Here is a 26,850-nt window from a genome sequence, read left to right as displayed (position 1 = left end):
CGTGGGTGGGCAGTCGGGTGAGCGTCAGAGAATGGCTTGAACAGTTCATACACTACTACAACACACAACGACCGCACCAATCACTTAACGAACAGACGCCAGCGGAGGTGCTAAACTAGACAGTGCCCGACACGGGAACGTGCTGACCGCCGAGACTGTTAGAATTTATAACCCCGACACCGGTAGGAAGCGACGCGCTCCCCCGTTTCAGTTTCGACCGTTACTGCCATTTCTGCCGTCTTTCGACTTTCATGAGGCACCTCTGCTGTCGCGATCACCGTTTCACCGACATCTACCGCCTCGAGGAACGAGACGTTCGCCTCAAGCGCGATGCTAGCGTCCGGACCGATGCGGGAGGAAAGCGCTGCCCCGGCCGCCGCATCCGCGAGCGTAAAGACGGCGCCACCGTGGAGGACGCCGGCGAAATTCAAATGCGATTCAGTGACAGACATGCGCGTCGTGGCTGTTCCATCTTCAACCTCGTCGAACGTGATATCGAGCGCGTTGCAAAACGGGTCGTCGAACAATTCGGTCTGAATCGGTTCGTCGTTGTCAGTCATAGTGACGTATTGTGATCGTCGCACAAAAGCCATTTCACTCGTTTGTCCCGCTTCTGGTAGCCGCCGTTAACGTATACTATTGCACTCCGTTAGTACAAGCGATGACTCGATCACGTCGTATCGTTTGCCGTTTTCTGTAACATAGTAGTAGTCGGCCGAATACGGACAGGGTGTGCAAACGATTAGCGATACTCGAGTCCGATTCGGAGAGCTTGCCGGACCGCTCGTTCACGGCTCCGTCTTCTTCGACTGGCAACTAATTTCGACCCAAGAGGTGGCCGCCGCGTTCGGCTACTCGTTCGAAGAGATTCTCGCCGACGGCGGGATTCCCTACGCACCGGTCGTGGTCGAGTCCTCCGTTCATCGCTATCCCGGAACCGGTGACACGATCACGGTGGAGACGGTGCCGATCGACGTTGGCGAGTCGAGCGTCGACCTCCTCTACGAGGTCATCGACGGCGATGGAGAGCGCCTCGCGACGGCTCGAATGACCCACGTTACTATCTCGCCGACCGGCTCCGCACTTCCGTTACCCGACCAGGTCCAGTCGGCCTTCGCCGACGCTTGTGCCGATCGCGATCCGGAAGTCGGTCCTCGGACGGAGACGGACCGGGAAGCGCCCCTCCCCTCATATTCGACATCGTTCCGGATTCGAAGTCCCTACATCGAGGGCGCAGAACTAGCCTACTTCGAGGAGTACCCCCGGTTCGCGGGTATCGCCCTCGAAGAATACCTCACCGAACAGGGAACGAGTCTCAATAAACTCAGTGACGAGAAACAGCCGTATCGGATCCGCGATTGGAAGTGGGAATTTCGGTCCCCCGTGCTGTCCGAAACGGAACTCCGCGTCGAATGCGACGTGCTGGGGGTCGATCGAGAAACGATCAGCGTCGCTCACGAGTTAACTAGTGACGGAGAAACGAACATCAGGGGGATTACCGAATACGGATGCTTCGATCGAACTGGAGCCCCCGTTCAGTTCGACGAAGAGATGGTAGACCTGTTTGAACCCTAGCGAAATCAGTATTCTCTAGCCCGCTTACGTGACAATTCTAAGCGTCATATGAAAACACAGTGACTAATGAAGTGACAGTGTTGAATTATCTGGGGGACAGTAACTCTCTCCGAATTGAACACTATTATAATCAATACTTCTATGTGGGTTGCTACCACTTACACTACTACGGCATGACCGATCCACGGCCACCAACCACCGATGAGATCAAACGGTACGCTGCAGCTCATCACATCGACTTGTCCGAGGAGGAAATTGAAGAGATGATGGCAGTTATCTCGGAGCTACTCGGTGCGTACGAGCGCCTAGAAGAACTGTCACCGTCGAAGCCGCAAGTCAAGTATCCGAACCGGCACGCGGGTGACGAACCATCGACCGACGACGACCCACTCAATGCATTTATTCGAACCTGTGATGTATCAGGGGCCGACTCGGGACTGCTCGCTGGATACGACGTCGGCCTGAAGGACAACATCTCCCTGGCTAACATCGAGATGACGTTCGGATCCGATGTCGTTCCGGAATACGTTCCGTCGATCGACGCGACCATCGTCACGCGGCTACTCGACGCTGGAGCATCGATTACAGGGAAGCTCAACATGGAAAACCTCGCGTTTTCCGGCAGCGGGGAGATGTCTGCGTTCGGTCCAGTTAAAAACCCGCACGACACTGACCACTTAGCAGGAGGCTCGTCGAGCGGATCGGCTGCGGCTGTCGTAACCGAAGATGTCGACGTCGCGATCGGTGGCGATCAGGCCGGTTCGATACGTATTCCAGCCGCGTGGTGCGGCTGTGTCGGTCACAAACCAACGCACGGGTTAGTTCCGTACACGGGTATTCTCGGCCTGGGACGTTCGTTTGACCACACTGGCCCGCTCGCGCGGAGTGTCGCCGACTGTGCCCGCGTCCTCGAAGCGGTCGCTGGCAAAGATCCGCTGGACCCACGGCAGGGTGCGGTCAGAACCCAGTCGTACACCGACATGACCGACAACGATCCGACTCCCGACGATCTCACGATCGGCGTTTTGGAGCAAGGGTTCGGCCACGAGGAGAGCGAACCGGACGTCGATAATACGGTTCGGGACGCACTCGACGCCTTCGCTGAGTCGGGGGCGGAAGTCACGGATGTATCGATCCCAATGCACCTCGATGGACCGCCGATTTGGAACGGAATTGCCAACGAGGGAACAACCGCGACCATCGCTGGCGAAGGCATCGGCCATTTCGGCAACGGGTATTACGATACCGACCTGATGGAAGCGTTTGCAGAGGCCCGCCGAAAGAACGCCAACGAGTATCCCCCAACGGTCAAACTCGTCGCGACGTTCGGTGAGTACCTCGCCGAGGAATATCACAGTCACTACTACGCTAAGGCGCAGAACCTGTCGCGCGATCTCGCCGCTGCGTACGATGAAGCGCTCGGAGATGTCGATGTACTGGCAATGCCAACGACCCCGCAAACGCCCCACGAGCGGATCGAGAACCCGTCTAATCTGCAGATCATCGAGCGTGCAGTGAACATGCTTCCCAACACGTCTCCGTTCGACGTGACGGGCCATCCCGCTATTTCAGTTCCAGCCGGGACGAGCGACGGACTTCCAGTTGGCGTGATGTTCGTCGGTCAGCACTTCGAAGATGCAACCGTGCTACAGGCTGGTCACTCCTTCGAACAGTGCGTCGAGTGACCTGAAAACCGGTTATCGAGCCAATGAGATGTTGAATCACAGTTCCCCACTCGATCTTCAGGTACTGTGTGAGTATAATGTGTCCGTGAGCACCCAACGCGAACTTCAAACCGAGGTTATGACGTGAGCCAGTACATCTGTGCGGTGAAACGTAGTCCCAGTATTTGTCGATAGAAGTACGCAAGCGAAAAGAAAGCGCCTTATTCGGGCTTCAAGCGGTACTGAGGATCTAAGGCGGATTTTGATATGTCACATATTGCGTGATCGGAATGACTGATACGAGATGAAAGAGTTATTGTACCTTCGATAGCTACGCTCATTCGGCAGGGGTATCAACTAGTCGTAGCTCAACCGTCAACCTATCAACCACTACTAACCCTGAACTCCTGCCTCTGTCCCAGTACCGACTGCGGCGCCCTTCATCGGGCGCTCCCACTGAAACACCGGAATGCGACACGTCCTCCCTCAAATTGTATGAGACCAGTGAACTACTCTGGGATTGAGCCTCAAGGCTTCCCGTGGATTGGTCAGATACACCTGACATACCAAAATGCCGAATAGTGAGAGAGAATATTTCGTTGGGAATGTAGCGGTCAGACCGGTGCTATCCGCTCTCGATGGAACTCACGATAGTCGATTAGAATCCGAAATAGTCCCGTTATTGTTTATCGCATCCTCCAGCAAATACTGGTAGCGGTATTTCCTTTGGCAATTCACCGGATCGAGAGCCGATATCGCTACATTGATGTGCAGAATAGTTCATAGAAGAACTATAGTGAACATCAATGGTAGGGATTGAGCACTACATAGAGTACGTGAGTAACAGCGGCGACCTCCGCACCGAAGAGTCGCACAACGCAGCCCGACTGATCCTCGAAGATGCTACGCAGGCCCAAATCGGTGCGCTGCTAGCCGCGCTTCGGACGAAGGGAGAGACAGAAGCCGAGATCACCGGTTTCGTGCGGGGAGTCCGAGAAACGATGCGGACGATCAATCCAGACCGGTCACCGTTAGTCGACACCTGCGGCACCGGTGGTGACGACCACGATACGATCAACGTCTCGACGATCAGCGCGATCGTCGCAGCGGGAGCCGGTGTGGCAGTCGCCAAACACGGTAACTATTCGGTCTCCTCTTCGTCGGGAAGCGCCGACGTACTCGATGCGGTCGGCGTCGATATCGGAGCGGAACCACAGGAGGTCGAGGCCGCGATCGAACGCGACGGAATCGGGTTTATGCTCGCGCCGGTTTTCAATCCAGCAATGGAAACCGTCATTGATCCTCGCAAGGAACTCGGGGTTCGGACCGTGTTCAACGTGCTCGGACCACTGACCAATCCCGCCGGCGCAGATGCGCAGGTACTCGGCGTTTACGATCCAGAATTGGTCCCGATCATCGCCAAATCGCTGGCCCAATTACATGTAGACCGCGCACTCGTCGTACACGGATCCGGCCTCGACGAAATCGCGATTCACGGGCCGACCACCGTCGCCGAAGTCACTGATTCCACCGTTGAGGAGTACACGATTCGTCCTGGTGAACTCGGGTTGGAAACCCGTCGTATCGAGTCGGTCGCAGGCGGCACGCCCGAAGAGAACGCCGCTGATCTCCGCGGGATCATCACCGGTTCGGTTACAGGTTCAAAGCGTGACATCATCCTTGCGAACGCGGGTGCAACAGTGTACGTCGCCGGCCTTGCGGAAACGTTAGCGGAGGGTGTCGACCGCGCACGAGAGGCGATTGATTCGGGGGCTGCCGCCGATAAGCTGGATGAGCTGTGCAGTAGCCACGGATGAGCCTCGAAGCACCGCGTTCACTGAAACTAAGATGTAACGTAAATCGTTCTCACACGGTGTCCCAATCGATGGAGGCGAGCGGTCAGACGACGAACTCGTGCGGCCAGCTCGAGTACACCGTATCGACCTCTCTCTAGAGTTTATTCGTCCACTCTAGCACGAAACAGACGCCACGAACACACATCGGTCCGACGCCTCTTGTCGAGTCAATTGGCCAACGTATTACCCACTATTCAGAAAGTCGATATAGTTTCACCCCGTCCGTTTCGTCAATTACAACTCGATTCTCGTCCTCTAGCAAGTCGAGATGACCGATCACCTCCGACATACCGGGAAACATTTCAGTTGCTGGGAGGCTCGGGAACATCTCCTTCATGATCCGATACGCCGTCGTCGGCTCGTGCTCGGCGACGAGATTAGCAATCCGCTCTTTCCGGTCTTGGTGGTGGGTGATCGTCTCCTGCACTCGGCCGCGAAGGTTTTGGATGGGGTCGCCGTGACCGCCGTGTCCGACTGTCTCCTCGGTTGCCGCCCCTTCGAGTTCGAGTACTTTTCGAAGCGACTCGAGATACGTCGGCAAGCTGCGCGTTCGCTCATCGTCGGAGCCGGGGACGAGCGTGAGCAGTGGATTCGGGGTGATGTCAGAGAGAACATGGTCGCCGGTAAACATGACGTCTTCTGACGCCGCGAGGAAACAGTGCGAGCCGGGGACGTGGCCGGGGGTAGATACACACTCTAAATCGAGACCGACATCGATGACGTCACCAGCGGCTAATTCGTCGGTTACCGCGACCGGATCTTGATAGGTAGTGTACGGTTCCGGGAGCTCGAGAACCGTGTCAACCGTGTCCGCGGGCATCCCCATCGATAGCAGGAACGGTCGGAAATACGCTTGCTCCGTCTCGAAGTATCCGATGGGGTCCGACAGGCGCTCGACGGCATCCGTATGAGCGAAGACGCGTGCGCTCGATTCTTCGACGATCCGACCCGCAAGTCCGAAGTGATCCATGTGCGGATGGGTGATCAGTACTCGATCTATCTCATCGATGCTGCGCCCGAAGCGAGCGAGAGATTGCTCCAGTTCCTCGGAGGCCTCTTCGGTCGCTGGTCCGGGATCCATGACGGTAAGCTCGCTCTCGGGAAAGAGATAACAGTTTACTCGGCCGACCCCGAATGGAGTCGGAATTGGAGAGCGCTTCATTCGATCCATGATCGTAGTATTCGTAGTGCCTGTTTATAATATCCACCCCCATCTCCTCAGTTGAGACTTCGAATACCGTCTCTAGTTAACGATATCCCGATCGGGACGTCAGCGGTGGTACTACCGTGAGACGAGGACCGTACGAGCAACCCTGCAGTGATTATAAACTGTTGGAAAACACAGATTCGACCGAGATGACTACCCTCGAATCTCGAACGACGGCGGACGAGATCGAAGCCGTCGTTATCGATCCCAAACATATCATTGAGACGTTCAAACGAAATCGGCGCGATGAGACCGAAGAACGGAGCCACGTCCTCCGTATTTCAGTTCCGTTCGAGAGTGAGATGGAGGCCACGCCCCACGCCTTGGCAGATCGGACGGACTATCCGCCGGGCGATGAGCCTACACAGATTCTCCTCGGTCCCGAAGCCTTCGTTAATGTACGTGGCGACTACGATCCAGACCGAACTCGCATTCCGATTCCGACGTGGGAGGAATCGCGATCCGTCGCTCGAAACGATCACGGTGAGGACGTCGACGAGGAAATCGTCGAGGAGTACCATACAACTGTGATGGGCGCGTGGGAAGAGTGCGTCCGCACGAGTCTCGTCGACGAAGTCCGCCTGCTCTCCGATTCAGAACACGAAACGGAAGTATGGGCATCCGTTCGTTACGAAGGAAGCAACTGAGTCTTTTAAAAGAATGGTTCCCGATAAACCGGCGCTTGCTTTCGAACGGTTGCTAACTCGACGCACTGAGGCGGAGGCGAAGTCCACGTCTTCGGTTAGTGAGCGATGCGCTCAGCTCCTCGATCGAGTAGGCGTTCACCGTCTCTATGGGAAGCACTCGATAACTCACCGAGAAATTCGGAGTAATCGCCGCTCAGCGAGGCGTTCTCGTCGAGTGCACGAACAAGGTGCTCTCACGAACCCCGCTGTGTCACACTCGAAGAATCAGCCGAGGACTACGGAGTCTCCTCGTTTGCACTCGGCCGGCGGATACGGCGAGGATTAGATATCCTCGTCGACGGGATGCGTCGTGCAGAGTCCGAAGGTCTCGATCGTCGATAGTCGTAGAGGGGAGGCCACTTAAAACCGCAGATGTTGACTGCAGAGACTCACAATGATGTAGCCCCCAGTACTGAGTAGATGTCAAGCACAGCTTCCCACGTCAAGTACACATCCAGTGAGGACGAGCTGATGAGCCAAACGGTGATAAACGCTGTTTCGGAGGTAATCGGCTGCGATCCGATCGAGTTGGATCCTCTCTACGAATATATCGACCCCGACGCGTTGGATTCCGTTTTCGGTTCTCCCTCGAGTATCGCCGAGGACCAGGACGATATCTACCTGGAGTTCGCCTATATGACGTATCGTGTGACGGTGACAACCGACTACGTTCACGTCTACAGTCAGGACGAAGACTAGGAAATCAATTTTAATACGGGTGTCGTCTTATGGTGAACGACAATTCGATTGACGACGCTGAATCATTTCGTTCTGCCCTCCGAGAGGTTCTAAAAGAAGCAGAAACGAACGATATCGAAGTAGAAGGCAGTTTTAGGATCGAAGCGCCGGTTGATCATAATTGGGAGATTCAAATTTGGCAAGTTGAATAATCGCTGGCCCGGAGCCGCTCTAAGCCAGATAACGATGCACTATCACGCCGAGTGCAACTCGAGCAACTACAGAACCTGTTTTGGCCAGACGCCTTGCAATTAGGTATTGAACGGGAGGTTCCCTAAGAAATCGTCACTTTGATAGTCGAGATGATCCAGCCGCGGACCGAGCAGTTCTCGAACGAGGACCACCAGGGGATTGGTGTCTCCTTGTCCGACCAATGCGATTTCCGTCCTGGTCCCGTCATCATCTTCGTCCCAGAGACCGATCACAACCTTCTTACGATCAACAACTATTAACCGACTGATTCTGGGACAGCTCGACTGATCGTACATCCAGTCCATCTGTGGGTCCCAGATCGTAGCATCTGGAAGATATTCTCGGAAGAATTCTCGGGCGTCCCGGCTTTTCGTCCCAGCGTATAACTCTACATCCCGTTCAATGGCGCTCTTTGCATGTGGGAGACAATCTTCGTCGAGTAAGTCATCGGAGGCATAAATCAGAAAGAGTTCGTTCTCGGCCCCATCGGCCAATTCCCGACAATGTTCGTACACGTCATCGCGGCCCTCGAGCAATCCGACGGCACTCTCATCCACTCTCCTTTCCGTTCTAAACCGCGAAAGCAACTCGTCGAGAATTTCGAGATCCATCCACTCTGCATCGACTGACGAGTAGTTTCCGTAGCTGACGACGTTATTATCGGTGTCGTACTCGATCAGCCCTGCCTCGTCGAGTCGGGGAAGATGGTCGTGGTGCAGCGAGATGACCGTCTGTTCGAGTTCGGACTCGTAGTTCGACGAACGGAGGATCGTATCCCCCGAAACGAGTCGTTCGGCGAGTTCGGTCACGGTCATTTCTCGAGCGGCGTCATTGAGAGCGGTCAATACCGCTCGGTTAGTGGTATCCGCGAGCAGCCGAATTATTTCATCTTCCTGCGAGTCCATTACCGGAGAATATCGCTGGGAAGTAATAAATAGGACCCATCAATCCGAATACATAATTATTAAATTGAACTCGTCCGGATAGTGGTGACAGCGACTTTTACTCGATGGTTAACTGACGTTGAGAAGTACGTATCGGCAAACGTGGTTTTCGAGGTGATTTCCGACGGACCCAGTTTCCGTAACCGGCTCGCCAGAAAGACGAAGGTATCTGCGGCTGAGTATCCGCTATCAGAACTGCCGAGAAGTAACGTCGCTCCCCCAGTATCTCGACCCGCTATCGACAACTACGATCCTTGGTATCGAGTCTCGCGGTATTTGTGAGCATAAATCAGCTCACTTTTATATATCGTGTCGTTGGCACCTATGATGGATATGACGTTTACAGGTAATCAAAAAATGACGACACCAGAACGGGAGATTGTCTTGCCTGACGATCTCGGATCACCGCAGGTCAAGCTCGTATATTTGGCCCTTCTCGCGAAAACAGAGGCAACAGCGACTGAACTTCAACAACTGTTGAAGCTGTCCAAACTTACGCTTCTGCCCATACTCACGTCGCTCGTTGCGAAGGATCTCGTCCGGCGTACGGAGGGTAGCTATGCTATCCAGTAACCCACTGATAGGACTGGAGGGTGATTGCGAATGACGGGACGCCAGCGCTCCACGGACGAGCAGAGGGATCGTGTCGCGATCGTTGGGGCCTCGATGACTGAGTTCGGACAACGCGACGGGGAATGGATCATGGATCTCCTCGCCGAGGCCGGAATCGAATGCCTTGAGGATGCGGGTGTTAACGCAACGGCTGTTGACCATCTGTACGTCTCGAACATGACGAGCGGCGAATTCGAAGGAATGACCGGCGTCATGAACGCGCTCGTTCACGACCTCGGGGCGATGCCGGCGTACACCCAGCGCGTCGACCAGACCAGTTCCAGTGGCGGAGCGGGGATCTACGCCGCGTGGCAATCGATTACAAGCGGGGCCAGCGACATGACGCTGCTAGTCGGCGGCGAAAAGATGACCCACAAGACGACCGGCGAATCGACCGATATTATCGCCTCGATCGGCCACCCTGTCGAGTACAAACACGGAGTCACCCTCCCGTCGTTTGCGGGTCTCACGGCGCGCCATTATCTCGAGCAATTCGATGTCCCCCGCGAGAGCCTCGCGAAGGTCGCGGTCAAGAATCATAAGAACGGCGTCGACAATCCCAACGCCCAATTTCAAAAAGAGGTCGATCTCGAGACGGTACTGGAGTCGCCGATCATCGCCGACCCGCTACGGCTGTACGACTTTTGTCCAGTCACCGACGGTTCGGCCGCACTGCTGTTCTGTCCCGAGTCGGTCGCCCGAGAGTATACCGATGAATACGCAGTGATTGCGGGCGTCGACGGGGCGACGGACACCCACGTCGTCCACGAGCGCGACGATCCGACGGTCATGCAGGGCGTCGTCGAGAGCGGAAAGGGGGCCTACGAGATGAGCGGCTACGGTCCCGACGATATCGACGTCGCCGAACTCCACGACATGTTCACGATTCTTGAGTTTCTCCAGATGGAAGGGCTGGGAATCGCAGAACAGGGGGAGGCCTGGAAGCTGGTTGAGGACGGCTATACGGAACGTGACGGCGAGCTACCGATCAACACCTCGGGCGGGCTCAAGTCGAAGGGGCACCCGTTGGGGGCCAGCGGGGTCGCCCAGGGAGTCGAGATTTACGAACAGCTCGTCGGCGAGGCCGGCCCGCGACAGGTCGACGCGGACGTGGGGTTGTGCTGTAACGTCGGCGGCTTTGGCAATTGCGTGATCACCACGATCATGGAGGCAGCACAATGACCATGGACGCGACCCGCTACGACGACGGCTCGATCAGCTACCCCGGTCATCCACGTGGGCCGGGCGGTGCAGAGCCGGTCGAGACGATCGATCTCAGCGAGTACACCGCCGAGATCGTCACCTGGACGACCAGTACCGCGACGCCGCCCGGCGTCCGCGAACCCAACCACCTCGCCGTCCTCGAGTTCGACGTGGAGGGCGAGCCAGTACGCGCGATCGGCCAACTGACGACCGGCAACGTCGAGACTGGTGACGAGGTTCGACCGGTCCACATCGATGAACTCCGCGAGCCCGGCGCCGGTATCCGCGAACCTGAGAGTCAAGCCTGGGACGGCTACCGGTTCAAACCGGCATAAATATTGAACTTTCATGAATTAGCTGATAGCCGGGTTTACGTACAGAAGAGACTATATGGCGCCGTCTAGCTAGTGCAGTTTGGGAATGAGCAGGTCGTAGAGTTAGTTTGGATCCATGCTGACAAACCTGCTCAGCAAGAGCTACGCGGTGGAATTTGATGAATGGTGGGAGCATGAGCGGACAGCAACGCCCGCTAGGGCGTTCGCCGTCCGTCTCCACGCGACCGATTATTCGCTTGGAGACACAAGCGATTCTTCGCTCACCCGTCGCTGAACGGTCTCATCAAGCAATATGGCACTGAGTATATCGGCTAGCTGACAGTGTGCCAGACCCGCCGATGGCGAAGCCATCGCGGGTCGCGGTTGACGAACCCGCTGTCAGGATTAACGGCAACCAGTCTTGGATGTGCAGTGCAATAGACCTCGACACGAAACTCATCCTCGACGTCGCACTCTTTGGATAGCGAGGCACCGATCCAGCTGCTGCGTTTCGGCATGGACTTGCCGAGAAACACGATCTCTCCGAGACCGAGTTTCTCGTCGATAGTGCTGTCTATCTGACTTCCCTCTCTCGATTAGGTTCAAGTGGTCACCTCGGCTATGTCGATCGAAACCACATCGAAAAGTGGTTTTTATACCCTCGAAATGAGGGTTGACCGCTTCCATAACTCGTGGGTGGGCAATTGGGCAAGCATCAGAGAATGTCTTGAACAGTTCATACACTACTACACACAACGACCACATCAATCACTCAACAAACAGACGCCAGCGAAGGTGTTAAACTAGACAGTGTCTCCGAAAATGGTATCTATAGAAGAAGATAGTTTCCGACAAAACTATCTCAAGGATACTAAACGGTGGTGTCACGGGTTTCGTCACGCATTCACTGTCTCCACGTTTGCATTATCTCTTATCTAGACAGTGCCACCTGCTCACTTCTCAAACTGCGCTAACTAGACGATGCCCCTATCGGAATTCTGGGAATTCGGCTAATTTCGGTGTCTATCTGGCATCCACTGCATACATACCGGTTCCGTGATTGATAGTGATTCATTTGCCGGAGAGAGCTTTCCAGTCGCAGTATCGACATCGAACGCAATAATGTCGTTTGTGTAACGGTTTTCAACGAACAGAAATTCCCCATCAGGAGCAATCGCAAAGTGGCGGGGCCACTCGCCGCAGGTCGGCGTTTGATCTACTCTAGTGATCGTCTCATCGTCAACGGCGAATGTGACAATCGTATCCTGCCCACGATTCGAACCGTATACGTAATCTCCAATCGGATGGGTGGCGATTTCCGCTGTCTTGTTGTCCCCGCCGAAATCCGATGGTAAGGTAGAAACGGTCGATCGTTCAGTCAACAGTCCGTCCGATTGCCGATCGAAGACGGTCACGGTCGAGTCAAGCTCGTTGATCACATATACCTGATCACTGTCAGTGGAGAATGAGAGATGTCGCGGTCCCGAACCGGGAGGACAGTTGACGACACCGGCACGAGAGAGTGAACCCCTGTCGTGATCTACCGCGTAGACGTGGATCTGATCGGTTCCGAGATCGGGAACGTACGCGAACCGATTCTCGGGACCCAGCGTGATCGAGTGAGGATGGGGTGCCGTCTGGCGATCCGAGTCGATACTCGAGCCATGATGTTCGATCACCTCGCAGGGCGAGCCGATCTCGCCGTCGGAATCGAGGGGAAGCATTGAGATCGCCCCGCCGGTGTAATGGGCAACCAGGAGGAACTGGCCTGTACCGTCGACGGAACAGTAGCAAGGTCCCGCAGCCCCACTCGAGGCGCTGTTTCGCTCCGTCAGTTCCCCTGTGTCACGGTCGACCTCGTAGGACCGGATGAGTCCCTCTTTCTCTTCGCGAACAGCCGCGTAGAGGTAGTCTCTCGATGGGTGAAACGCCACAAACGTCGGATCGGGGCCAGCAGCCACCGCGTCAAGTTGCTTCATCGATCCAGTGTCGGGATCGACCGCTACGGTGAATATACTCTCGTCGGTCGCCGCGCTGTACGTTCCAACGGCCGCTATGTAATTCTCGCGTGTCATGGTTGTGTGTCCACTGAACGTCTACTGTCGATTCTGGGGATCTGTTGGCTGCCTCATGTGAGGTCGTCAGGTTCGGACGGGGGTTCGTCCCACGTGTCTCCGTTATCGATTGGTTCGTAGCCGAGCCGTTCCCGCGCGTTCCGGATGGAGAACCAGCGGCGGTCGTTGTCGCTGACGCCATTGAAAATGTCAAACGTAACCGTCTGATCGTCGAGGCAGCACTCGACCAGTTGGGCGAAATCGCGACGGGAATGCCACGTTGCTTTCGTCCGCGCAACCGAACGCTCGTAGACGTCGCTGTCGCGCTTGATTTCCCCGTTCTCGGCACGACGCTCGGCCCGACCGTACGGGTGGTCGATTCCGTGGGGGAGGACCGAACAGATTCGTAGCGCGTAAAACTGCCGGGGATACTCGTACCGTTCCACGTAGTACCGGCCGAGATCTTCGCCGAACGATTTCGTCGCCCCGTAGCACGAGTCCGGTCGAACCGGATCGGTCGGTTCGAGACACAGATCGTAGTCGGGATCGTATAGTTCCGGCGCGTGCTCCTCCTCGTACAGCCCCATCACATGGTTCGTCGATGCGAACACGAACGTGTCTACCTCAGCGGAGCGGGCAGCTTCGAGCGCGTTGTACATCCCGACAATGTTTGGTTCGAGGACGTCCTGCCACTCGCCGTCTGTGTAAGGGTACGCTGCGAGGTGCACGACAGCATCCTGGTCGTCGAACGCCGGCCGAATCGCATCGTACTCCGAGATGTCGGCAACGTACGTGTCGAAGCGACCGTAACGATGCTCAGATGGGCGGTCAGACCGGTTCAGGTAGGTGAACTCGTATCTCGGCTCGTCATCAAGGTGATCGATGATTGCGGTCCCACACCTGCCGTAGGGCCCGGTCACGAGAACGTTCATGCTATCGTGATTAGGAGACATTGAGGATAAATCTGCGATGTGGTGACTCACTGCCCCTCGTCATCCGAACACGACAGGATGCCGTTCAGGTAGGCGATCGCGTGGGCGCGCGACCGATGGCCCCACTCCGTGTCTCCGACGACTTCGGGGACGTGATCTGGGACCATGACGCCGTCGAACCCGACCTCGCGGAGCAGTTCAATCGCCGCTCCCGGCTCGAAGTTGCTCCGGTCGTCGTCCAGGAACGTCTCGGTGAATCGCGGCCAGGTCCCCACAACGTCGCGGAAGTGGACGAACACGATGTCGTCGTTCTCGCCGAAGTGTGCGATCACTTCCCCAACATCAGCGTCCGGCATTTCCGAGAAGCAGCCCAGGCAAAGTTTGAGACCGTGGTTGTCGCTCGGAACGATCTCCATCGCCCGCTGGAACGCCTCGAAGTTACGGAACAGGCGGGGGATCCCACCGAGTTGCTCTACCGTCGGAGGATCCGCCGGATGGAGCGCCAACCGCACGCCGGCCTCCTCGGCTACGGGGAGCACCTCCTGGAGGAACTGCTCATAGTTGTCCCATAGTTCTTCCTCGGTGTACTCTCGCTCTAACTCGTCGACAGGCTCGTACGGCTCGTCGAGGTCGTCGACATCGAACTCGCGCCCTCGCGCCCCGCCGCGCAGACGCACGGTCTGGGACGTCCGCATCGGGACGACGCCGCGTGGGTTCCACTGGTAGCCGAGGATCGGGATGTCCGCTCGACCGAGGTTTCGGATCAGCTGCTTGATCGTATCTAGCTGGCTCTCTTTGCCCTCCTTGTCGAGCATGATCTTCCCGTAGACGTTGTAGCTCAGCGACTGGATCCCCATCAATCGGAGGTCGGCGTCTTCTACACGCCGGCGCGCCTGGACGAGATCTGACACGCTTGGAACGACGCCATCGTCGATCGTGATCGTCTCGTCGTCCTGGCTGCCCTCGTCTTCGAACACGTCGCCTCGGGGGGACCGGTGATCGAGGAATATGTCTCGTACGCCGATCTGGCGACAGAACGCGAGCCGGTCGTCCGATAGGGTCCGAGTTCGAAGGCCAGTTCGGAGCGGTAGTTCGTCTATTTCTCTGTCTGGTCGTTCTGTTTGCATGGTATCGATTTTACCTGGTTCTTGCTTAGGTGCTTTGAAATCGTTCGACGGTTCTGCCGCGGAAATCACTCGGGTTACTGGTGCAATGGCCGATCACATCGCCGGCACATTACCCGATGATTCGGTCGATGCTGTCGTCTAGCTCGTCGTATATCTCCTCGGCCCGGGCGGCTTCGTCCGGCGTAAGCGAGCAAATTGGTTCTCTCACGTCGCCGCCGTGGAGTCCGGCAAGTTCGAGACCCTTCTTGACAGCTGGGACGCTGACCGCTCCGGCGAGTGTGTTGTCCCGTCCGGTTTCATCCCTGAACCGCTGGTACGGGAGACAGATGTCCCTGAGGGCGCGTGCGCGTTCCCAGTCTTGCTCGGATAGCGCCCGGAACAGTTCCTGGCCGACTTCGGGTCGAAAGTTGCTGACGCCGGCTGTGAACCCTTCGACGCCTTCCGCCCAGTAGGCTACCGCGTACGGTTCCGCGAGCCCATTAACCCAGACGACGTCGTCGTCGCCGGCCCGGATAGCTTCACCGAGTTTCACCGAGTCTTTCAGAGCGTACTTGATTCCTTCGACGCCATCGACTCTGGTGAGGTCGGCGAGGTACTCTACCGAGGGATCAAACCCGCGTACGTATGGGACGAGTGGGATATCGGTCCCCGCCGACAGATTTCGATAGTACTCCAGCAATCCCCGCTCGTGGAGGTAGGTGTGATCCGGCGGCATGATCATCATCGCGTCGACGCCGATTCGATCGTACGCCTCGATCAGTTCCAGAGCGTCGGACGTGCTCCCGCCGACGCCGGCGAGGACGCACGCGTCCGACGGAAGCGCTTCGACAACCGATTCGACGCTCTCGATGCGCTCTTTCTGCGACAGGGAGTGATACTCGCTGATGTTCGCGGCCGCCAGAAAGGTACGCATTCCCGCGTCGTAGAGCGACTCTGCGTTTTCTTCGATCTTCCAGTGATCGATCTCTAAAGCTTCGTCAAAGGGCGTGAGCAGTCCGACAGCAACACCTCGCAACTGCTGTTTGACCTGCGCTGCTGGCAATGACATCACATCTCAGAATATAGCCGTGAGCAATAAACCTATCGATGGCGGATCACCGACGCCACTCTCGTTGGGATCGGACATCGATTGGGGGGACGACACTACTGCAGTTCCTCCGCGGCTGCGAACGAAGTCAGGTAGCGACGCAGTCAGTAGTTCCGGTACACCGTCTTCGTCGATGTGAAGAAGTCGAGCCCGGCATCGCCCTGTTCTCGATACGTGTTCGTCGACGAGTTCTTGTACCCGCCGAAGGGGACGTGGAGCTCTAGCCCGGTCGTCTTCTCGTTGACCTTCGCGACGCCGGCCTCGATGCGGTCGACGAACTCGTTGGCCTCAGTGAGATCCTGCGTGACGATGCTTGCCGAGAGTCCGTAGTCTACGTCGTTTGCCAGCCGCAGAGCCTCCTCGAAGTCACTCGCCTCGATGACCGAGAGGACCGGCCCGAAGATCTCCTCTTGAGCGATTTGCATTTCGTTGTCGACATCTGAGAACACCGCCGGCTCGACGTAGTACCCGTCGCTGTACTCCGCTCCAGAGGGGCGTTCTCCCCCAGTTTCGAGCGTCGCTCCCTCGTCCTGCCCGAGTTCAACGTATTCGAGCGTCGACTCGAGTTCGCTCTTCGAGACGTGCGGTCCCATATCCGGGTCGTCGAGCCCCGGCCCGATCTTGACGTCGTTCGCGTACTCGACCATCGCGTCGACGAATTCGTCGTAGATGTCCTCGTGGACGATCGCACGGGACGCCGCCGTACACGACTGGCCCGTCGTGCCGAATGCCCCGACGCCCAGAATCTCCACGGCCTCGTCGACGGCGGCGCTCGGCATTACGACGGTCGGGTTCTTGCCGCCCATCTCGCACTGGACACGCTTGAGATCCTCTGCAGCGGTCTCGGCGACGCTCGTCCCGACAGCGGTGCTTCCGGTAAACGATACGCCGTCGATATCTTCGTGCTCAGCGAGCGGCGTCCCGACATTACTGCCAGATCCGGTCACCATGTTCGCGACCCCATCCGGGAGCCCCGCCTCGTCGAGACACTCAAACAGGATTTGCGTCATTCCCGGTGCGGCGGACGCCGGCTTGACAACGACCGTGTTCCCCGCAGCCAGCGCCGGGGCGAGCTTCCACGCAGGAATCGCTACTGGGTAGTTCCAGGGCGTGATCAGGCCGACGGTCCCGAGCGGTTCGCGCTTGGTGTACAGATCCTTGTTCTGCCCGCTCGGCGACTTGCTGATCCCGCCGAGGTCGAGGGCTTTCTGCGCGTAGTAGGCGAAGATGTCGATCGCACGCTGGACTTCTCCGGCGGCCTCGGAGCGCGTCTTTCCCTCCTCGCGCACGAGCGCCTCAGTCGCCGATTTCTTGCGGGCTTCGAGCAGTTCGCCGGTGCGCTTGAGAACGTCTCCGCGCTCTGGCCCGGGCGTGTCGGCCCACGTTTTCTGGGCATCGGTTGCGGCGTCGATTGCGGCTTCGACGTCGCCAGCCGTCGAGGCCTGGAACCGACCGACGATCGACGACGGATCTGCCGGGTTCAGGACGTCAAACGTTTCGCCCGATTCGGAGGCGATCCACTCACCGTTCACATAGTTCTTGTAGACTGTTGCCATCCAAATTGGTTATCGCTGCTACCCCATACAAAGGTTTTGATGAAGCGGTCGTCGCAGTAGATCACATTCAAAAGTTCACACTTCGAACGCTTCGAAAGCAGTCGTATGACGAATACGCACGGATATCGAGTCTCGGACTAGATTCGAGATGCGGCCGATTAGCGACGTGAGATCTAAATCGAGGCGTATTGCGCTATGCACGTCACTGGTATCGCGAGTTCACTTCGATGACGTTCGCCGACTGCGCAATAGCCTCGTGCAGTTCGTTCTCGATGCGCTCGTCCGTCATCCGTTGTGACGGCCCTGAGATGCTCAGAGCTCCTAACACACCCACTTCAGGGGCGGAAACGGAAATACCGATACAGCGGACACCGGGGATGTTCTCTTCGTCGTCGATAGAGTACTCGCGTTTTCGGGTCGTGTCTAACTCCTCGTGGAGGCGCCTCTCGTCGGTTATAGTGCGTTCCGTCTGCTTCGGAAGCCCGTGTTGCTCGACGATCCGGTCGATCGAATCCTCCGGAAACTCGGCCAAGATGGCCTTTCCGAGTGAGGTCGAGTGCATCGGCATCCGCTTCCCGACCTTCGATGCGGTCTCTACCGCAGCTTCTCCCTTGGATTTGGCAACGTAGACGATGCGTCCGTTCTCTTCGGCGCCGAAGTGGACGACCTCACCGGTGTCTTCCGCCAGTGCGCGGACCTGATCCCGAACGATCTCGTGTTTTGCCACTCTGTTCTTGACAGTTTCTGCGATATCGAGAAACTTGAGACCCAGAGAGTACGTGTGGCCGTCCTTGACGACGAGGTTTTCGTCGTTGAGCGTGGCGAGGTGCGCGTGGACGACGCTTTTCGAAATGTCGAGTTCCTCGGCGATCTCGGTGACGCCGGCACCACCGCGGTCTCGAAGGAACTCGAGTATACGACAGGTCTTCTGGACCGCCTCGATTTGTCGTGGAGTGTTCGTAGCCATAGACGGGCTAACGCCACCAGCGCTTTTAACGCTTGTTCTCTACAGTCGAATCGTGCGCTGGAGTCCCTCTGGAGTTACTTGAAGGGCAGTACTGGTAGATCATCGGCAGTCAAGGAGCGACGTCACGGCGCTGGATTCCAACGAGTGTAGCCCCGCAAAATGAGCCGACTTCATCGGTCGTCGCCCTCGGTCGCCGCTCGTATTTTTCCCGGCGGTACCCTTCGCGGATTCCTCGTTATAATCGACTGTTCGAGGTGATCGAATCCGTATGCATGGACCGTAAGAGGAGGTTCTAGCGGAGTTCGGCCACCACTGGCGGTGCGATGTGACCGACTCGAGTAGGTGCCTCGATCGCAAAAGACGTGCTTCCGGATGACCGCAACAGTTTACAGTTGTACCACTGTAATCAGATGGCCGACTCACCTATCGAATCACTCCGGGATCACATATTACACGCAAAATATTGTAACGGACGTTCATTCTTTCGTTACTATTCGAGTGCCGATCGAACGGTCCTGCGGCAGTCTGGACTGCGCCATCTCGTTCGATTCTATCGAATCAGCGTCTACGGGCCGTGAGTTCTCATAAATAAGGGTTTTTGCCGGCCTAAAATTGACACAGCCGACGCCGGAGTGCGGTCCGTCCGTGAAAACGGCCTCAACGAACAGTTTTTCGAGAAGTTTCAGTCGGACGAATCTATTCGGTTCCCTGTACACCGCTATTTCTCCGGTTATTGGGGCGTGAAGCGAGTAATTCGCTAGCGAAGAACGCGCGACCAGCGATAGCGTTATACGCTCGTCTCAGAACGGCAGGTAGCTTGGTCAGCTAACCGCCCGTAGCGAACCAGCTATAGAGCCGGATATCCCGTACCGAGAAGAATCGTCGAACGCATCTCCACGTCGCGGACGCGGAACCGACCATCGGTCGTAACGCTGTAAGATACGGTTGCTCCGAAAGTACTCTGCGATATCGATCGACTCCGCACCGGCCCGCTCGCAATCAGTGGCGATCGAGTTTACGTACGCTGATCACTGAGCGCCGCAGACGAGGTCGGAGCAGTTACAGTCGACCCAGGTCACAGAAACGAGACCGCTGAAATCGCACCACTCGAGTGAGTACTGATCATTCGTTTTCGACGAAATCGTTCTCGGCGTGGGAACTGCTTGCAATCCATTGAGCACCGACGTGAGCAGCGACTCGACCACAGTCAGTATTTTTTTGTTCGGGGAGCGCGGCAGTCTCAGATATGGCATTCGAAGTCGAAGAGTATCTGCTCGAGTCTGAAGCAGCTAAAGATCTGTACACGGAGATAGAGTCCCTGCCGATCGTCGATCCGCACAGTCACGCCGACCTCTCCGAGATCGTGGCGAACGACGGATGGGACGATATCTGGGAGGTCGAAGGGGCGACAGACCACTACGTCTGGTCGATGATGCGAAAGCGAGGAGTACCGGAACGCAAGATAACGGGTGACGCCTCGAACAAAGAAAAGTGGATGGCGCTCGCCGAAGTGTTCCCGGAACTCGCAGGAAACCCCACCTATGAATGGATCCAGCTGGACCTCCGGCGTCGGTTCGGTATCGAGAAACCACTCTCCGCTGAGACGGGCGAGAAAATCTGGGAGGAGACCAAGGACCAGCTCTCGGATCAGTCCATGAAGCCGCAGGCGCTATTGGCCGACCTCGACGTCGAAGTTCTCTGTACGACCGACGATCCGACATCGAGTCTTGCCGATCACGAGACGGCTGAGGACGCTGTCGACGGCATCGAGACGCGACCGACGTGGCGGGTCGACCGGGCGCTGAAGATCGATCAATCGTCCTGGACCGAGTTCGTCGACGAACTCGAAGCGGCGACCGGCACCGACACGTCCAGTCTTTCGGGTTACCTTACCGCTCTTGCGGACACCCACGACTACTTTGCCGAGCACGGCTGCCGAGCGTGCGACCTGAGTCTCGAAGAGATCGTGACGCGCCCGGTCAGCGAAGAGCGGGCCGGAGAGATTTACGCCGAGGCACTCGCTGGGGAGAACCTCTCACGATCGGAGATCGTCGACTTCCAGGCGTTCCTGCTCGAAAAGATCGGACAGCTCAACCGCGAGAAGGACTGGGTCACACAGCTTCACATCGGCGCGGTCCGGGATTACCGTGAGGAACTATACGAGACGGTCGGCGCTGACGCTGGCGGTGACGTCTCCACGCAATCGATCGAACTCGCCGACAACTTGCGGTACTTCCTCAACGAGTTCGACGGCGACATGGAAATCGTCCTCTACACCGTCGATCCGACGCACTACCCAACGATAACAACGCTGTCGCGCGCGTTTCCTAACGTGAGCATCGGTCCGGCTTGGTGGTTCAACGACAGTCCTTACGGCATGGACGAGCAGCTGCGCCAGATGGGGTCGGTCGACCTGCTCGCGAACCACGCGGGGATGGTCAGCGACTCGCGGAAACTGATCTCGTACGGCTCCCGGTTCGAGATGTTTCGGCGCGTGCTCGCGAACGTACTCGGCGAGATGGTCGACCGACGCCAGATGCCGATGGACCATGCGAAGCAGCTTGCGACGCAGCTGGCGTACGATCGCCCGCGTTCCCTATACGGGTTCTAGTCGTCTCGAGTCCCGCTGCTCGGTTCTCTCTTTCTCTCTCGCGTTCGTTCTGATCGTTTGTCAGTCCTGTACGTAGCCGTGTTTTGTGGGATATCGCGTGGTCCGTCTGAGTAGATAGATGATGAAAATGGATAAATAGAGTGAACATCAACATCGAAATCAACACCGCGACGCCGGGCCAACTCGAGAGTCAATACCGGCAGTGGCTCAACGCGGGCCGCAGTGAACCAGACATCCTGCTGATGGACGTCGGGTGGTCGATTCCGTTCATCCGCCGTGGACAGCTGCTCAACCTTAACGAGCACCTCGACGAGAGCGAGATCGATACACCGCTGGACCGAGGAGTTCCAAGCCGAGATCTACCGCAACCAGACCGAAGCCATCAGCGAGATTGAACAGATCGCCGGCATGTCGCCGTGGACCCTCTTCGATTTCCGCGCGCCGCTACGCCAGAACGAGTATCAGCGCTGGTACAACCGGAAGGGCGTCGTCGACCAGCACGGCCGCAAGAAACAGGCGTTTCACGTCCTCCGGGAGTTCTACGAGTCCGAAGAACTCTGACGTCGCCGGGGTTAGTGCTGTCCTCGCCAGCTATCGTCGAGTAGTCCGGCTACATCACGGGGCCGTCGACCGCAGCCCGATGCAAATCACTGCGTGTCGATACTCGACGGAGTAATTCAGTATGTTTTTATGCCGTGTCACTGAATACCAGCAGTGATGCAACTGTTAGAATATCCGCGAGACAGCTACTCGCTCGACGGCACTTGGCAGGCGATTCCCGACCAGTACGAAATGTTTCGGGACTACTTCGACGACTTCGTCGAAGACGATGATGGCGAATCCGCGGCGCTCCCTGACGACGACGGGCAACCGGCGCTGAGCTTTGAGTCGATCTACGAGCCGAGCGCGTCGGGCAGCGACGACATCACCGACTTCAATATCTACGACGGGTACGCGGTCGACCTGCCCGCGAGCTGGGGCGAGGAGATCCCGGAGTTCCGCCACTTCGAGGGGTGGGTGTGGTTCGCACGGACGTTCGACAGAGACGAGTTCGACGAGGACGACCGCACGTTCCTGCGCTTCGGTGCGATCAACTACAAGGCCGAAGTCTGGCTCAACGGGGAGCGACTCGGCGACCACGAAGGCGGGTACACGCCGTTCAGCTTCGAGATCACCAACGAACTCCAGGACGGTGAGAACGTGATCGTCGTCCGGACGGACAACAGCCGCTACGAAGATGGGATTCCGAACGAGAGCACCGACTGGTACAATTTCGGCGGGATCAATCGATCGGTCGATCTCGTGTCGGTCCCCGAGTCACACCTCCGGAACTTCAAGGTCGAAACCTCACTGACTGACGACGCCGTCAATGTGCGGATCGACGCCTGGCTCGACGGGCCCGAGACGGGCGCCGACGGCTCGGTCGTGCTCCCGGAACTCGGCGTCAGCGAACCGCTCGCCTCCGATGGCGACGGCCGCCTCAGCGCCGAGTTCACGGTCGACCAGGACGACGTGACGCTGTGGAGCCCCGAGAGTCCGCAGCTGTACGATATCGCACTCACCTACGGCGAGGACGCCGTCGCTGACCGCGTCGGGCTTCGTGAGATCGAAGTGCAGGGGAGTGACGTGCTGGTCAACGGCGAGAAGGTGTGGCTCCGCGGGATCGCACTCCACGAGGAAGCCGTCGGCAAAGGGCGAGCGCTCGATACCGAAGACGTGCAGACGCGCTTCCAGTGGATCAACGAGCTAGGCTGTAACTTTGCGCGGCTCGCCCATTACCCCCACACCGAAGAGATGGCCCGAACGGCCGACGAAGAGGGAATCCTCCTCTGGGAGGAGGTACCGGCCTACTGGGACGTCAACTTCGGCGACGAAGACGTCCAGGAGTTGTACCGCCAGCAGCTCCGCGAGCTGATCCAGCGCGACTGGAACCGCGCGTCCGTCGCACTGTGGTCGATCGCAAACGAAACCGACCACAACGACGACACCCGGAACGAGGTGCTCCCCGAGATGGCCGACTACGTCCGCGAACTCGACGACACGCGACTCGTCACCGCCGCGTGTTTCGTCGACGAAACCGACGACGGAATCGTCCTGCAGGACCCCCTCGAGGAACATCTGGACGTGGTCGGCGTCAACGAGTACTATGGGTGGTACTACGGCAATGCGGACGATCTCGAGGACCTCCAGGAAGACACCGACGGGACGCCGATCGTCATCTCGGAGACGGGCGGCGGCGCGAAGTGGGGTAACCACGGGAACGAAGAGGACCGCTGGACCGAGGAGTTTCAGGCCGAGATCTACCGGGGTCAGATCGAAGGTGCCAGCACCAACGACCAGATCGCCGGCATGTCGCCGTGGATTCTCTTCGACTTCCGCGCACCGATGCGCCAGAACGAGTACCAGCGCGGGTACAACCGGAAGGGCGTCGTCGACCAGCACGGCCGCAAGAAACAGGCGTTCCACGTCCTCCGGAAGTTCTACGAGTCCGAGAAGTTCTAACGCGCTCGAACCTCCCTTACGAGTCTCGGGACATACCGTATTTAAGTATTGAACGCGCATTTCGGGGAACTTCGATTCTTTTTTGACGGCTCAGTCGTCGCCGGAGTCACGACTCCCGCGTTCGTAGCCGGTCACAAACGGTTCGCTGTGATAGCGAAAAGCGAAGTTGTCCCACCGCAGTCAGTGACACGCGGTCGTCGCTACGCAGCACAAGTCTAAATACGATACTCGACGTAACGGGCGATCAATGGGAAGCTATGTATGCTAGGTATATCGAACGCCGTAATCGTTGAGACGGCGACGACCGTGTTCGTGCTCTCGACGATGCTCTCTATGGGGTTGGAATTATCCATTACCCAGTTACTGGAACCGTTCAGGAAGCGCCGACTCGTGGCTAAATCACTGTTGGTGAACGTTCTCGCCATCCCACTCGCCGCTTATCTGTTCGTTCGCATGTTAACGATCAGCCGGGGATACGAGGTCGGGATTATACTGATAGCCGTCGCGCCCGGCGCACCGTTCGGTCCGAAACTCGCCGAAATATCCCGCAGCGATATCGCATTCGCAAGCGGTCTCGTGGTGGTTCTCGGGCTCGCATCCGCGGCGACGATCCCCGTTAGCTTACTGCTCTTGCTGCCCGGCTCCGTTTCCGTAGATCCATTCGCGATAGGTCAGATGGTGTTCGGTATACAGGTCCTCCCGCTACTCATCGGAATCTGTCTCACCTCTCGGTACGCCACGCTCGCCGATCGTTTGTACCCGCCAATACAGCGGCTCTCAAACCACTCCTTCGGTATTCTGCTCGTTCTGCTGTCCGTCGTCTATTTCGATCGAATCGTTTCGCTTCTCGGTACGGGCACGCTGTTCGTCTCAGTCTCGGTCGTCGGCGCTTCGCTACTGCTCGGATATGCTTTCGGAGGGCCGATGCAGAACAGACGAGAGGTTTTAGCGACTACGACCGCGGCGCGAAACGCCGCGATCGCGCTGTTCATCGCGACAACAAGTTTTCGCGATCCGGACGTTCTGACGGTAGTACTCGCGTTTTCGTTCATCAGTGTCCTCGGATCCGGGCTGCTTGCCGCTGCGTGGAGAGGGCGTACAGCCGATCCCTGATATTTGCGTTCGAGAAGCGGTGGGGACCAGCCGACGGTAGCTACCGAACAACCCTCGCGATACGTCCCCGTGACCGCGGTCTCTGTCGTTCGAGGGAACAGAGGCAGACGGTACGATCTGGCTTCACCGGCAAAGCGCCCGCGCTATCGTTCTCACGGGCGTCACGACACATGGAGGAATCTCGTAATCACTCGGAAGAAGTTCCGTCCCGATTATTCGACCGACTCGAGCAAGCCACGCATGTAGCCGATCGCGAACAATCGCCCCTTCGTGTGATAGCCGGGGTTGGAGTTGTCCTCGCCGGCCATCGTCGGAACGTGGTCAGGCCGCATCACAACATCGTCGTCGACCGCGTCCTGATAGGCTGCCATCGCCGCATGCATGTCAGTCGGACCGTTATCATGCCAGGTCTCGACGAATTTGTCGGCGTCTCCCTCGACGTCGCGGAAATGAACGAAGTTGATCTTCTCACCGAACCGGCGAATCGCAGCAGGGACATCGGTACCCATCGCTGCGAAGTTGCCCTGACAGAAGGTCACGCCGTTGTGTTCGCTGTCGACGACGTTCAGGATCCGCTCATAGTTCTCGACGCTGTTGGCGATTCTGGGGACGCCACGAACGGACTCCCTCGGCGGATCGTCCGGATGTAGTCCGAGTTTGACGCCCGCTCGCTCGGCGACAGGGACGACTTCCTCGAGGAAGTAGGCCAGCGCCGCGAAGATGTCTTCTCGAGATCGTTCGGAGGCAGGGACGGTCGGACCGCCCTGCATCTTCGCGTTGTCGTAGCCGGTCACCAACGAACCACCCCGTGCCTCGTTGTGCGCCTCAGTACGAGCCCACCGGACACCGCCCATCCAATCGTAGCAGATCGTCGAGATGCCGAGTTCGCCGCAATCTCGTACGAACTGTTTGAACTCCTGGATATCCTCGTCGCGGCCGTCTAATCCCAGACGGATCCGGTCGGTTAGTGGGACGCTCCCCTCGATAACGGAAAACTCGAGGCCGTCTGCTTCGAGCCAGTTCTGGAGACCTCGAAGCTCGTCGAACGTCCAATTGGTCTTGTCGTCGCCGATCTCTAGGGGATGAATGACTGCGTCTTTGACACCCATCTGCTTTGCCAGTTCCCACCGTTCGTCGGGCTCCGGCGGGATAACTAACGCTGGACGAACCATACCGGATGGTGGCCTCCGTTCAGTATATACCTTTCCTTCCCTCAGTTCTGTAGCGAGTGCCGGATCTAGCATCGTTCTCCAGCCACGGTCGGCCCTGCACTTCTGTAGGCAATGCAGAGCCGAAATCGACTAACACCGGTATCGTTTGCAGATACGTACACCCTTTTAGTTCCGGGAAGGGTAGGACCCTCTATGGCAATCGAGACAGTCTTGTTAGCCGTCAACGACGAGGACGACCGCCGCGCCGAACGAATAATTGACGTAGTCCTCGAGGTCGCAAAACCAGTGGACGCGACAGTCGTCGTCGCTCACGTCATCCCCGAAGACCACGAGGAGCTCTCGACGAGTTCGGTACCGCTCGCGGGGCCGTCGGCCTCATACGTCCTGTCGGACGACGAGTACGCCGATCTCCTCGGCGAGTATCCCCTCGATGAGTACGACGTCGACGATGTCGTGGCAAAGCAAGAGACGGTCCAAACGGTTGTCGACAGGCTAGCTGACGCCGACATTGATCACGAGGTCCGAGGTGCAGTAGGCGAACCTGGTGACGGAATCGTCGCACTAGCAGACGATGTTGACGCTGATCGCTTGGTCGTTAGCGGGCGGCACCGTTCTCCAGCTGACAAGGTAATCTTTGGTAGCGTTGCTCAGGCCGTGCTGATCGATTCGCCTGTCCCAGTCACGTTCGTCCGCAACAACTGACTCGCGTCACACGTAGTTGTCGACAAGTACTCCACA

Annotated in this window: 24 protein-coding genes and 1 pseudogene; 15 read left to right on the top strand and 10 right to left on the bottom strand. The window is 57.6% G+C overall.

Annotated elements, in window-relative coordinates:
- The coding region (locus NDI89_RS20100) for an integrase core domain-containing protein (protein ID WP_277521295.1) at positions 1–119 on the top strand (119 nt) is incomplete at its 5' end.
- A 39-nt stretch (positions 120–158) separates the two neighbouring features.
- Here NDI89_RS20100 and NDI89_RS20095 read toward each other — a convergent pair.
- Complete coding sequence (locus NDI89_RS20095; protein ID WP_277524267.1) at positions 159–560, bottom strand: PaaI family thioesterase; 402 nt, start codon at positions 558–560, stop codon at positions 159–161.
- A 172-nt stretch (positions 561–732) separates the two neighbouring features.
- Here NDI89_RS20095 and NDI89_RS23950 point away from each other — a divergent pair, with 172 nt between their 5' ends.
- From NDI89_RS23950 to trpD, 3 genes are all read left to right on the top strand, one after another.
- The gene (locus NDI89_RS23950) at positions 733–1,575 is read left to right on the top strand and encodes an acyl-CoA thioesterase (protein WP_277524264.1); all 843 of its coding nucleotides are present in this window, start codon (positions 733–735) and stop codon (positions 1,573–1,575) included.
- A 173-nt stretch (positions 1,576–1,748) separates the two neighbouring features.
- Positions 1,749–3,260, top strand: coding sequence for an amidase (locus NDI89_RS20085; RefSeq protein WP_277524262.1), 1,512 nt, complete (start codon positions 1,749–1,751; stop codon positions 3,258–3,260).
- A 785-nt stretch (positions 3,261–4,045) separates the two neighbouring features.
- A complete protein-coding gene (gene trpD, locus NDI89_RS20080) occupies positions 4,046–5,056 on the top strand; it encodes an anthranilate phosphoribosyltransferase (protein WP_307729470.1) in 1,011 nt (336 codons plus the stop codon).
- A gap of 229 nt (positions 5,057–5,285) precedes the next feature.
- Here the strand turns inward: trpD and NDI89_RS20075 are convergent, their stop codons facing one another.
- Positions 5,286–6,257 (bottom strand): MBL fold metallo-hydrolase, encoded by a 972-nt coding sequence (locus NDI89_RS20075; RefSeq protein WP_277524260.1) that lies wholly within the window; start codon positions 6,255–6,257, stop codon positions 5,286–5,288.
- 194 nt (positions 6,258–6,451) lie between these two features.
- Between NDI89_RS20075 and NDI89_RS20070 the strand changes: the two genes are divergently transcribed.
- Both NDI89_RS20070 and NDI89_RS20065 read left to right on the top strand, forming a co-directional pair.
- Positions 6,452–6,949 (top strand): DUF8009 family protein, encoded by a 498-nt coding sequence (locus NDI89_RS20070; protein ID WP_277524258.1) that lies wholly within the window; start codon positions 6,452–6,454, stop codon positions 6,947–6,949.
- 459 nt (positions 6,950–7,408) lie between these two features.
- Positions 7,409–7,687, top strand: coding sequence for a HalOD1 output domain-containing protein (locus tag NDI89_RS20065; RefSeq protein WP_277524256.1), 279 nt, complete (start codon positions 7,409–7,411; stop codon positions 7,685–7,687).
- Positions 7,688–7,977: 290 nt separating this feature from the next.
- On the opposite strand, the gene NDI89_RS20060 is transcribed toward NDI89_RS20065, so the two are convergent.
- Entirely contained in the window at positions 7,978–8,823 is an 846-nt protein-coding gene (locus tag NDI89_RS20060; RefSeq protein ID WP_277524254.1) for a DUF7344 domain-containing protein, read from the bottom strand.
- 363 nt (positions 8,824–9,186) lie between these two features.
- Between NDI89_RS20060 and NDI89_RS20055 the strand changes: the two genes are divergently transcribed.
- The 4 genes and pseudogenes from NDI89_RS20055 (at position 9,187) to NDI89_RS20040 (ending at position 11,798) form a co-directional block, all read left to right on the top strand.
- On the top strand, positions 9,187–9,435 hold the full coding sequence (locus tag NDI89_RS20055; protein WP_307729469.1) for a helix-turn-helix domain-containing protein: 249 nt from the start codon (positions 9,187–9,189) through the stop codon (positions 9,433–9,435).
- 30 nt (positions 9,436–9,465) lie between these two features.
- Positions 9,466–10,656, top strand: coding sequence for a thiolase family protein (locus tag NDI89_RS20050; protein WP_277524251.1), 1,191 nt, complete (start codon positions 9,466–9,468; stop codon positions 10,654–10,656).
- Positions 10,653–11,012, top strand: coding sequence for a nucleic acid-binding protein (locus tag NDI89_RS20045; RefSeq protein ID WP_277524249.1), 360 nt, complete (start codon positions 10,653–10,655; stop codon positions 11,010–11,012). The genes NDI89_RS20050 and NDI89_RS20045 overlap by 4 nt, the downstream gene beginning before the upstream one ends.
- Positions 11,013–11,127: 115 nt before the next feature.
- Positions 11,128–11,798: pseudogene (locus NDI89_RS20040) on the top strand (IS6 family transposase).
- A gap of 203 nt (positions 11,799–12,001) precedes the next feature.
- On the opposite strand, the gene NDI89_RS20035 reads toward NDI89_RS20040, so the two are convergent.
- The 6 genes from NDI89_RS20035 to NDI89_RS20010 all read right to left on the bottom strand — a co-directional run bounded on the left by NDI89_RS20035 (position 12,002) and on the right by NDI89_RS20010 (position 18,714).
- A complete protein-coding gene (locus NDI89_RS20035; RefSeq protein WP_277524248.1) occupies positions 12,002–13,066 on the bottom strand; it encodes a lactonase family protein in 1,065 nt (354 codons plus the stop codon).
- A gap of 53 nt (positions 13,067–13,119) precedes the next feature.
- Complete coding sequence (locus tag NDI89_RS20030) at positions 13,120–13,977, bottom strand: NAD-dependent epimerase/dehydratase family protein (protein ID WP_277524246.1); 858 nt, start codon at positions 13,975–13,977, stop codon at positions 13,120–13,122.
- Positions 13,978–14,024: 47 nt separating this feature from the next.
- The gene (locus tag NDI89_RS20025; RefSeq protein ID WP_277524244.1) at positions 14,025–15,104 is read right to left on the bottom strand and encodes a mannonate dehydratase; all 1,080 of its coding nucleotides are present in this window, start codon (positions 15,102–15,104) and stop codon (positions 14,025–14,027) included.
- 109 nt (positions 15,105–15,213) lie between these two features.
- Positions 15,214–16,152, bottom strand: a complete 939-nt coding sequence (locus NDI89_RS20020; RefSeq protein ID WP_277524242.1) for a dihydrodipicolinate synthase family protein — start codon at positions 16,150–16,152, stop codon at positions 15,214–15,216.
- Between the two features lie 143 nt (positions 16,153–16,295).
- Entirely contained in the window at positions 16,296–17,747 is a 1,452-nt protein-coding gene (xacF, locus tag NDI89_RS20015) for a 2,5-dioxovalerate dehydrogenase (protein ID WP_277524240.1), read from the bottom strand.
- Between the two features lie 202 nt (positions 17,748–17,949).
- Positions 17,950–18,714, bottom strand: a complete 765-nt coding sequence (locus NDI89_RS20010) for an IclR family transcriptional regulator (RefSeq protein ID WP_277524238.1) — start codon at positions 18,712–18,714, stop codon at positions 17,950–17,952.
- A gap of 1,246 nt (positions 18,715–19,960) precedes the next feature.
- On the opposite strand from NDI89_RS20010, the gene uxaC reads away from it, so the two are divergent.
- From uxaC to NDI89_RS19990, 4 genes are all read left to right on the top strand, one after another.
- Entirely contained in the window at positions 19,961–21,325 is a 1,365-nt protein-coding gene (gene uxaC, locus NDI89_RS20005; protein ID WP_277524235.1) for a glucuronate isomerase, read from the top strand.
- Between the two features lie 276 nt (positions 21,326–21,601).
- The gene (locus tag NDI89_RS20000) at positions 21,602–21,886 is read left to right on the top strand and encodes a hypothetical protein (RefSeq protein ID WP_277524233.1); all 285 of its coding nucleotides are present in this window, start codon (positions 21,602–21,604) and stop codon (positions 21,884–21,886) included.
- 156 nt (positions 21,887–22,042) lie between these two features.
- Positions 22,043–23,827 carry a glycoside hydrolase family 2 protein gene (locus tag NDI89_RS19995; RefSeq protein ID WP_277524231.1) on the top strand — a complete coding sequence of 595 codons (1,785 nt, stop codon included), beginning with the start codon at positions 22,043–22,045 and terminating at the stop codon, positions 23,825–23,827.
- Positions 23,828–24,088: 261 nt separating this feature from the next.
- Positions 24,089–24,940 (top strand): bile acid:sodium symporter family protein, encoded by an 852-nt coding sequence (locus NDI89_RS19990; protein WP_277524229.1) that lies wholly within the window; start codon positions 24,089–24,091, stop codon positions 24,938–24,940.
- 212 nt (positions 24,941–25,152) lie between these two features.
- Here NDI89_RS19990 and NDI89_RS19985 read toward each other — a convergent pair whose 3' ends face one another.
- Positions 25,153–26,112: a mannonate dehydratase gene (locus tag NDI89_RS19985; protein ID WP_277524227.1), complete on the bottom strand. Its 960-nt coding sequence runs from the start codon at positions 26,110–26,112 to the stop codon at positions 25,153–25,155.
- 192 nt (positions 26,113–26,304) lie between these two features.
- Between NDI89_RS19985 and NDI89_RS19980 the strand changes: the two genes are divergently transcribed.
- Positions 26,305–26,814: a universal stress protein gene (locus NDI89_RS19980; RefSeq protein WP_277524225.1), complete on the top strand. Its 510-nt coding sequence runs from the start codon at positions 26,305–26,307 to the stop codon at positions 26,812–26,814.
- Positions 26,815–26,850: the final 36 nt, after the last annotated feature.

The organism is Natrinema salsiterrestre (assembly GCF_029502005.1).
Classification (GTDB): domain Archaea; phylum Halobacteriota; class Halobacteria; order Halobacteriales; family Natrialbaceae; genus Natrinema; species Natrinema salsiterrestre.
This window is presented reverse-complemented; position numbering and strand designations above follow the sequence as displayed.

Coding starts and splice junctions, on each gene's coding strand:
- NDI89_RS20010 (WP_277524238.1), bottom strand. CDS start 18,714: ATGGCTACGAACACTCCACGACAAATCGAGGCGGTCCAGAAGACCTGT.
- NDI89_RS20085 (WP_277524262.1), top strand. CDS start 1,749: ATGACCGATCCACGGCCACCAACCACCGATGAGATCAAACGGTACGCT.
- xacF (WP_277524240.1), bottom strand. CDS start 17,747: ATGGCAACAGTCTACAAGAACTATGTGAACGGTGAGTGGATCGCCTCC.
- NDI89_RS19990 (WP_277524229.1), top strand. CDS start 24,089: ATGCTAGGTATATCGAACGCCGTAATCGTTGAGACGGCGACGACCGTG.
- NDI89_RS20070 (WP_277524258.1), top strand. CDS start 6,452: ATGACTACCCTCGAATCTCGAACGACGGCGGACGAGATCGAAGCCGTC.
- NDI89_RS20045 (WP_277524249.1), top strand. CDS start 10,653: ATGACCATGGACGCGACCCGCTACGACGACGGCTCGATCAGCTACCCC.
- NDI89_RS20065 (WP_277524256.1), top strand. CDS start 7,409: ATGTCAAGCACAGCTTCCCACGTCAAGTACACATCCAGTGAGGACGAG.
- NDI89_RS19985 (WP_277524227.1), bottom strand. CDS start 26,112: ATGGTTCGTCCAGCGTTAGTTATCCCGCCGGAGCCCGACGAACGGTGG.
- NDI89_RS20075 (WP_277524260.1), bottom strand. CDS start 6,257: ATGAAGCGCTCTCCAATTCCGACTCCATTCGGGGTCGGCCGAGTAAAC.
- trpD (WP_307729470.1), top strand. CDS start 4,046: ATGGTAGGGATTGAGCACTACATAGAGTACGTGAGTAACAGCGGCGAC.
- uxaC (WP_277524235.1), top strand. CDS start 19,961: ATGGCATTCGAAGTCGAAGAGTATCTGCTCGAGTCTGAAGCAGCTAAA.
- NDI89_RS19995 (WP_277524231.1), top strand. CDS start 22,043: ATGCAACTGTTAGAATATCCGCGAGACAGCTACTCGCTCGACGGCACT.
- NDI89_RS20060 (WP_277524254.1), bottom strand. CDS start 8,823: ATGGACTCGCAGGAAGATGAAATAATTCGGCTGCTCGCGGATACCACT.
- NDI89_RS20020 (WP_277524242.1), bottom strand. CDS start 16,152: ATGTCATTGCCAGCAGCGCAGGTCAAACAGCAGTTGCGAGGTGTTGCT.
- NDI89_RS20035 (WP_277524248.1), bottom strand. CDS start 13,066: ATGACACGCGAGAATTACATAGCGGCCGTTGGAACGTACAGCGCGGCG.
- NDI89_RS19980 (WP_277524225.1), top strand. CDS start 26,305: ATGGCAATCGAGACAGTCTTGTTAGCCGTCAACGACGAGGACGACCGC.
- NDI89_RS20095 (WP_277524267.1), bottom strand. CDS start 560: ATGACTGACAACGACGAACCGATTCAGACCGAATTGTTCGACGACCCG.
- NDI89_RS20025 (WP_277524244.1), bottom strand. CDS start 15,104: ATGCAAACAGAACGACCAGACAGAGAAATAGACGAACTACCGCTCCGA.
- NDI89_RS20030 (WP_277524246.1), bottom strand. CDS start 13,977: ATGAACGTTCTCGTGACCGGGCCCTACGGCAGGTGTGGGACCGCAATC.
- NDI89_RS20055 (WP_307729469.1), top strand. CDS start 9,187: ATGATGGATATGACGTTTACAGGTAATCAAAAAATGACGACACCAGAA.
- NDI89_RS20050 (WP_277524251.1), top strand. CDS start 9,466: ATGACGGGACGCCAGCGCTCCACGGACGAGCAGAGGGATCGTGTCGCG.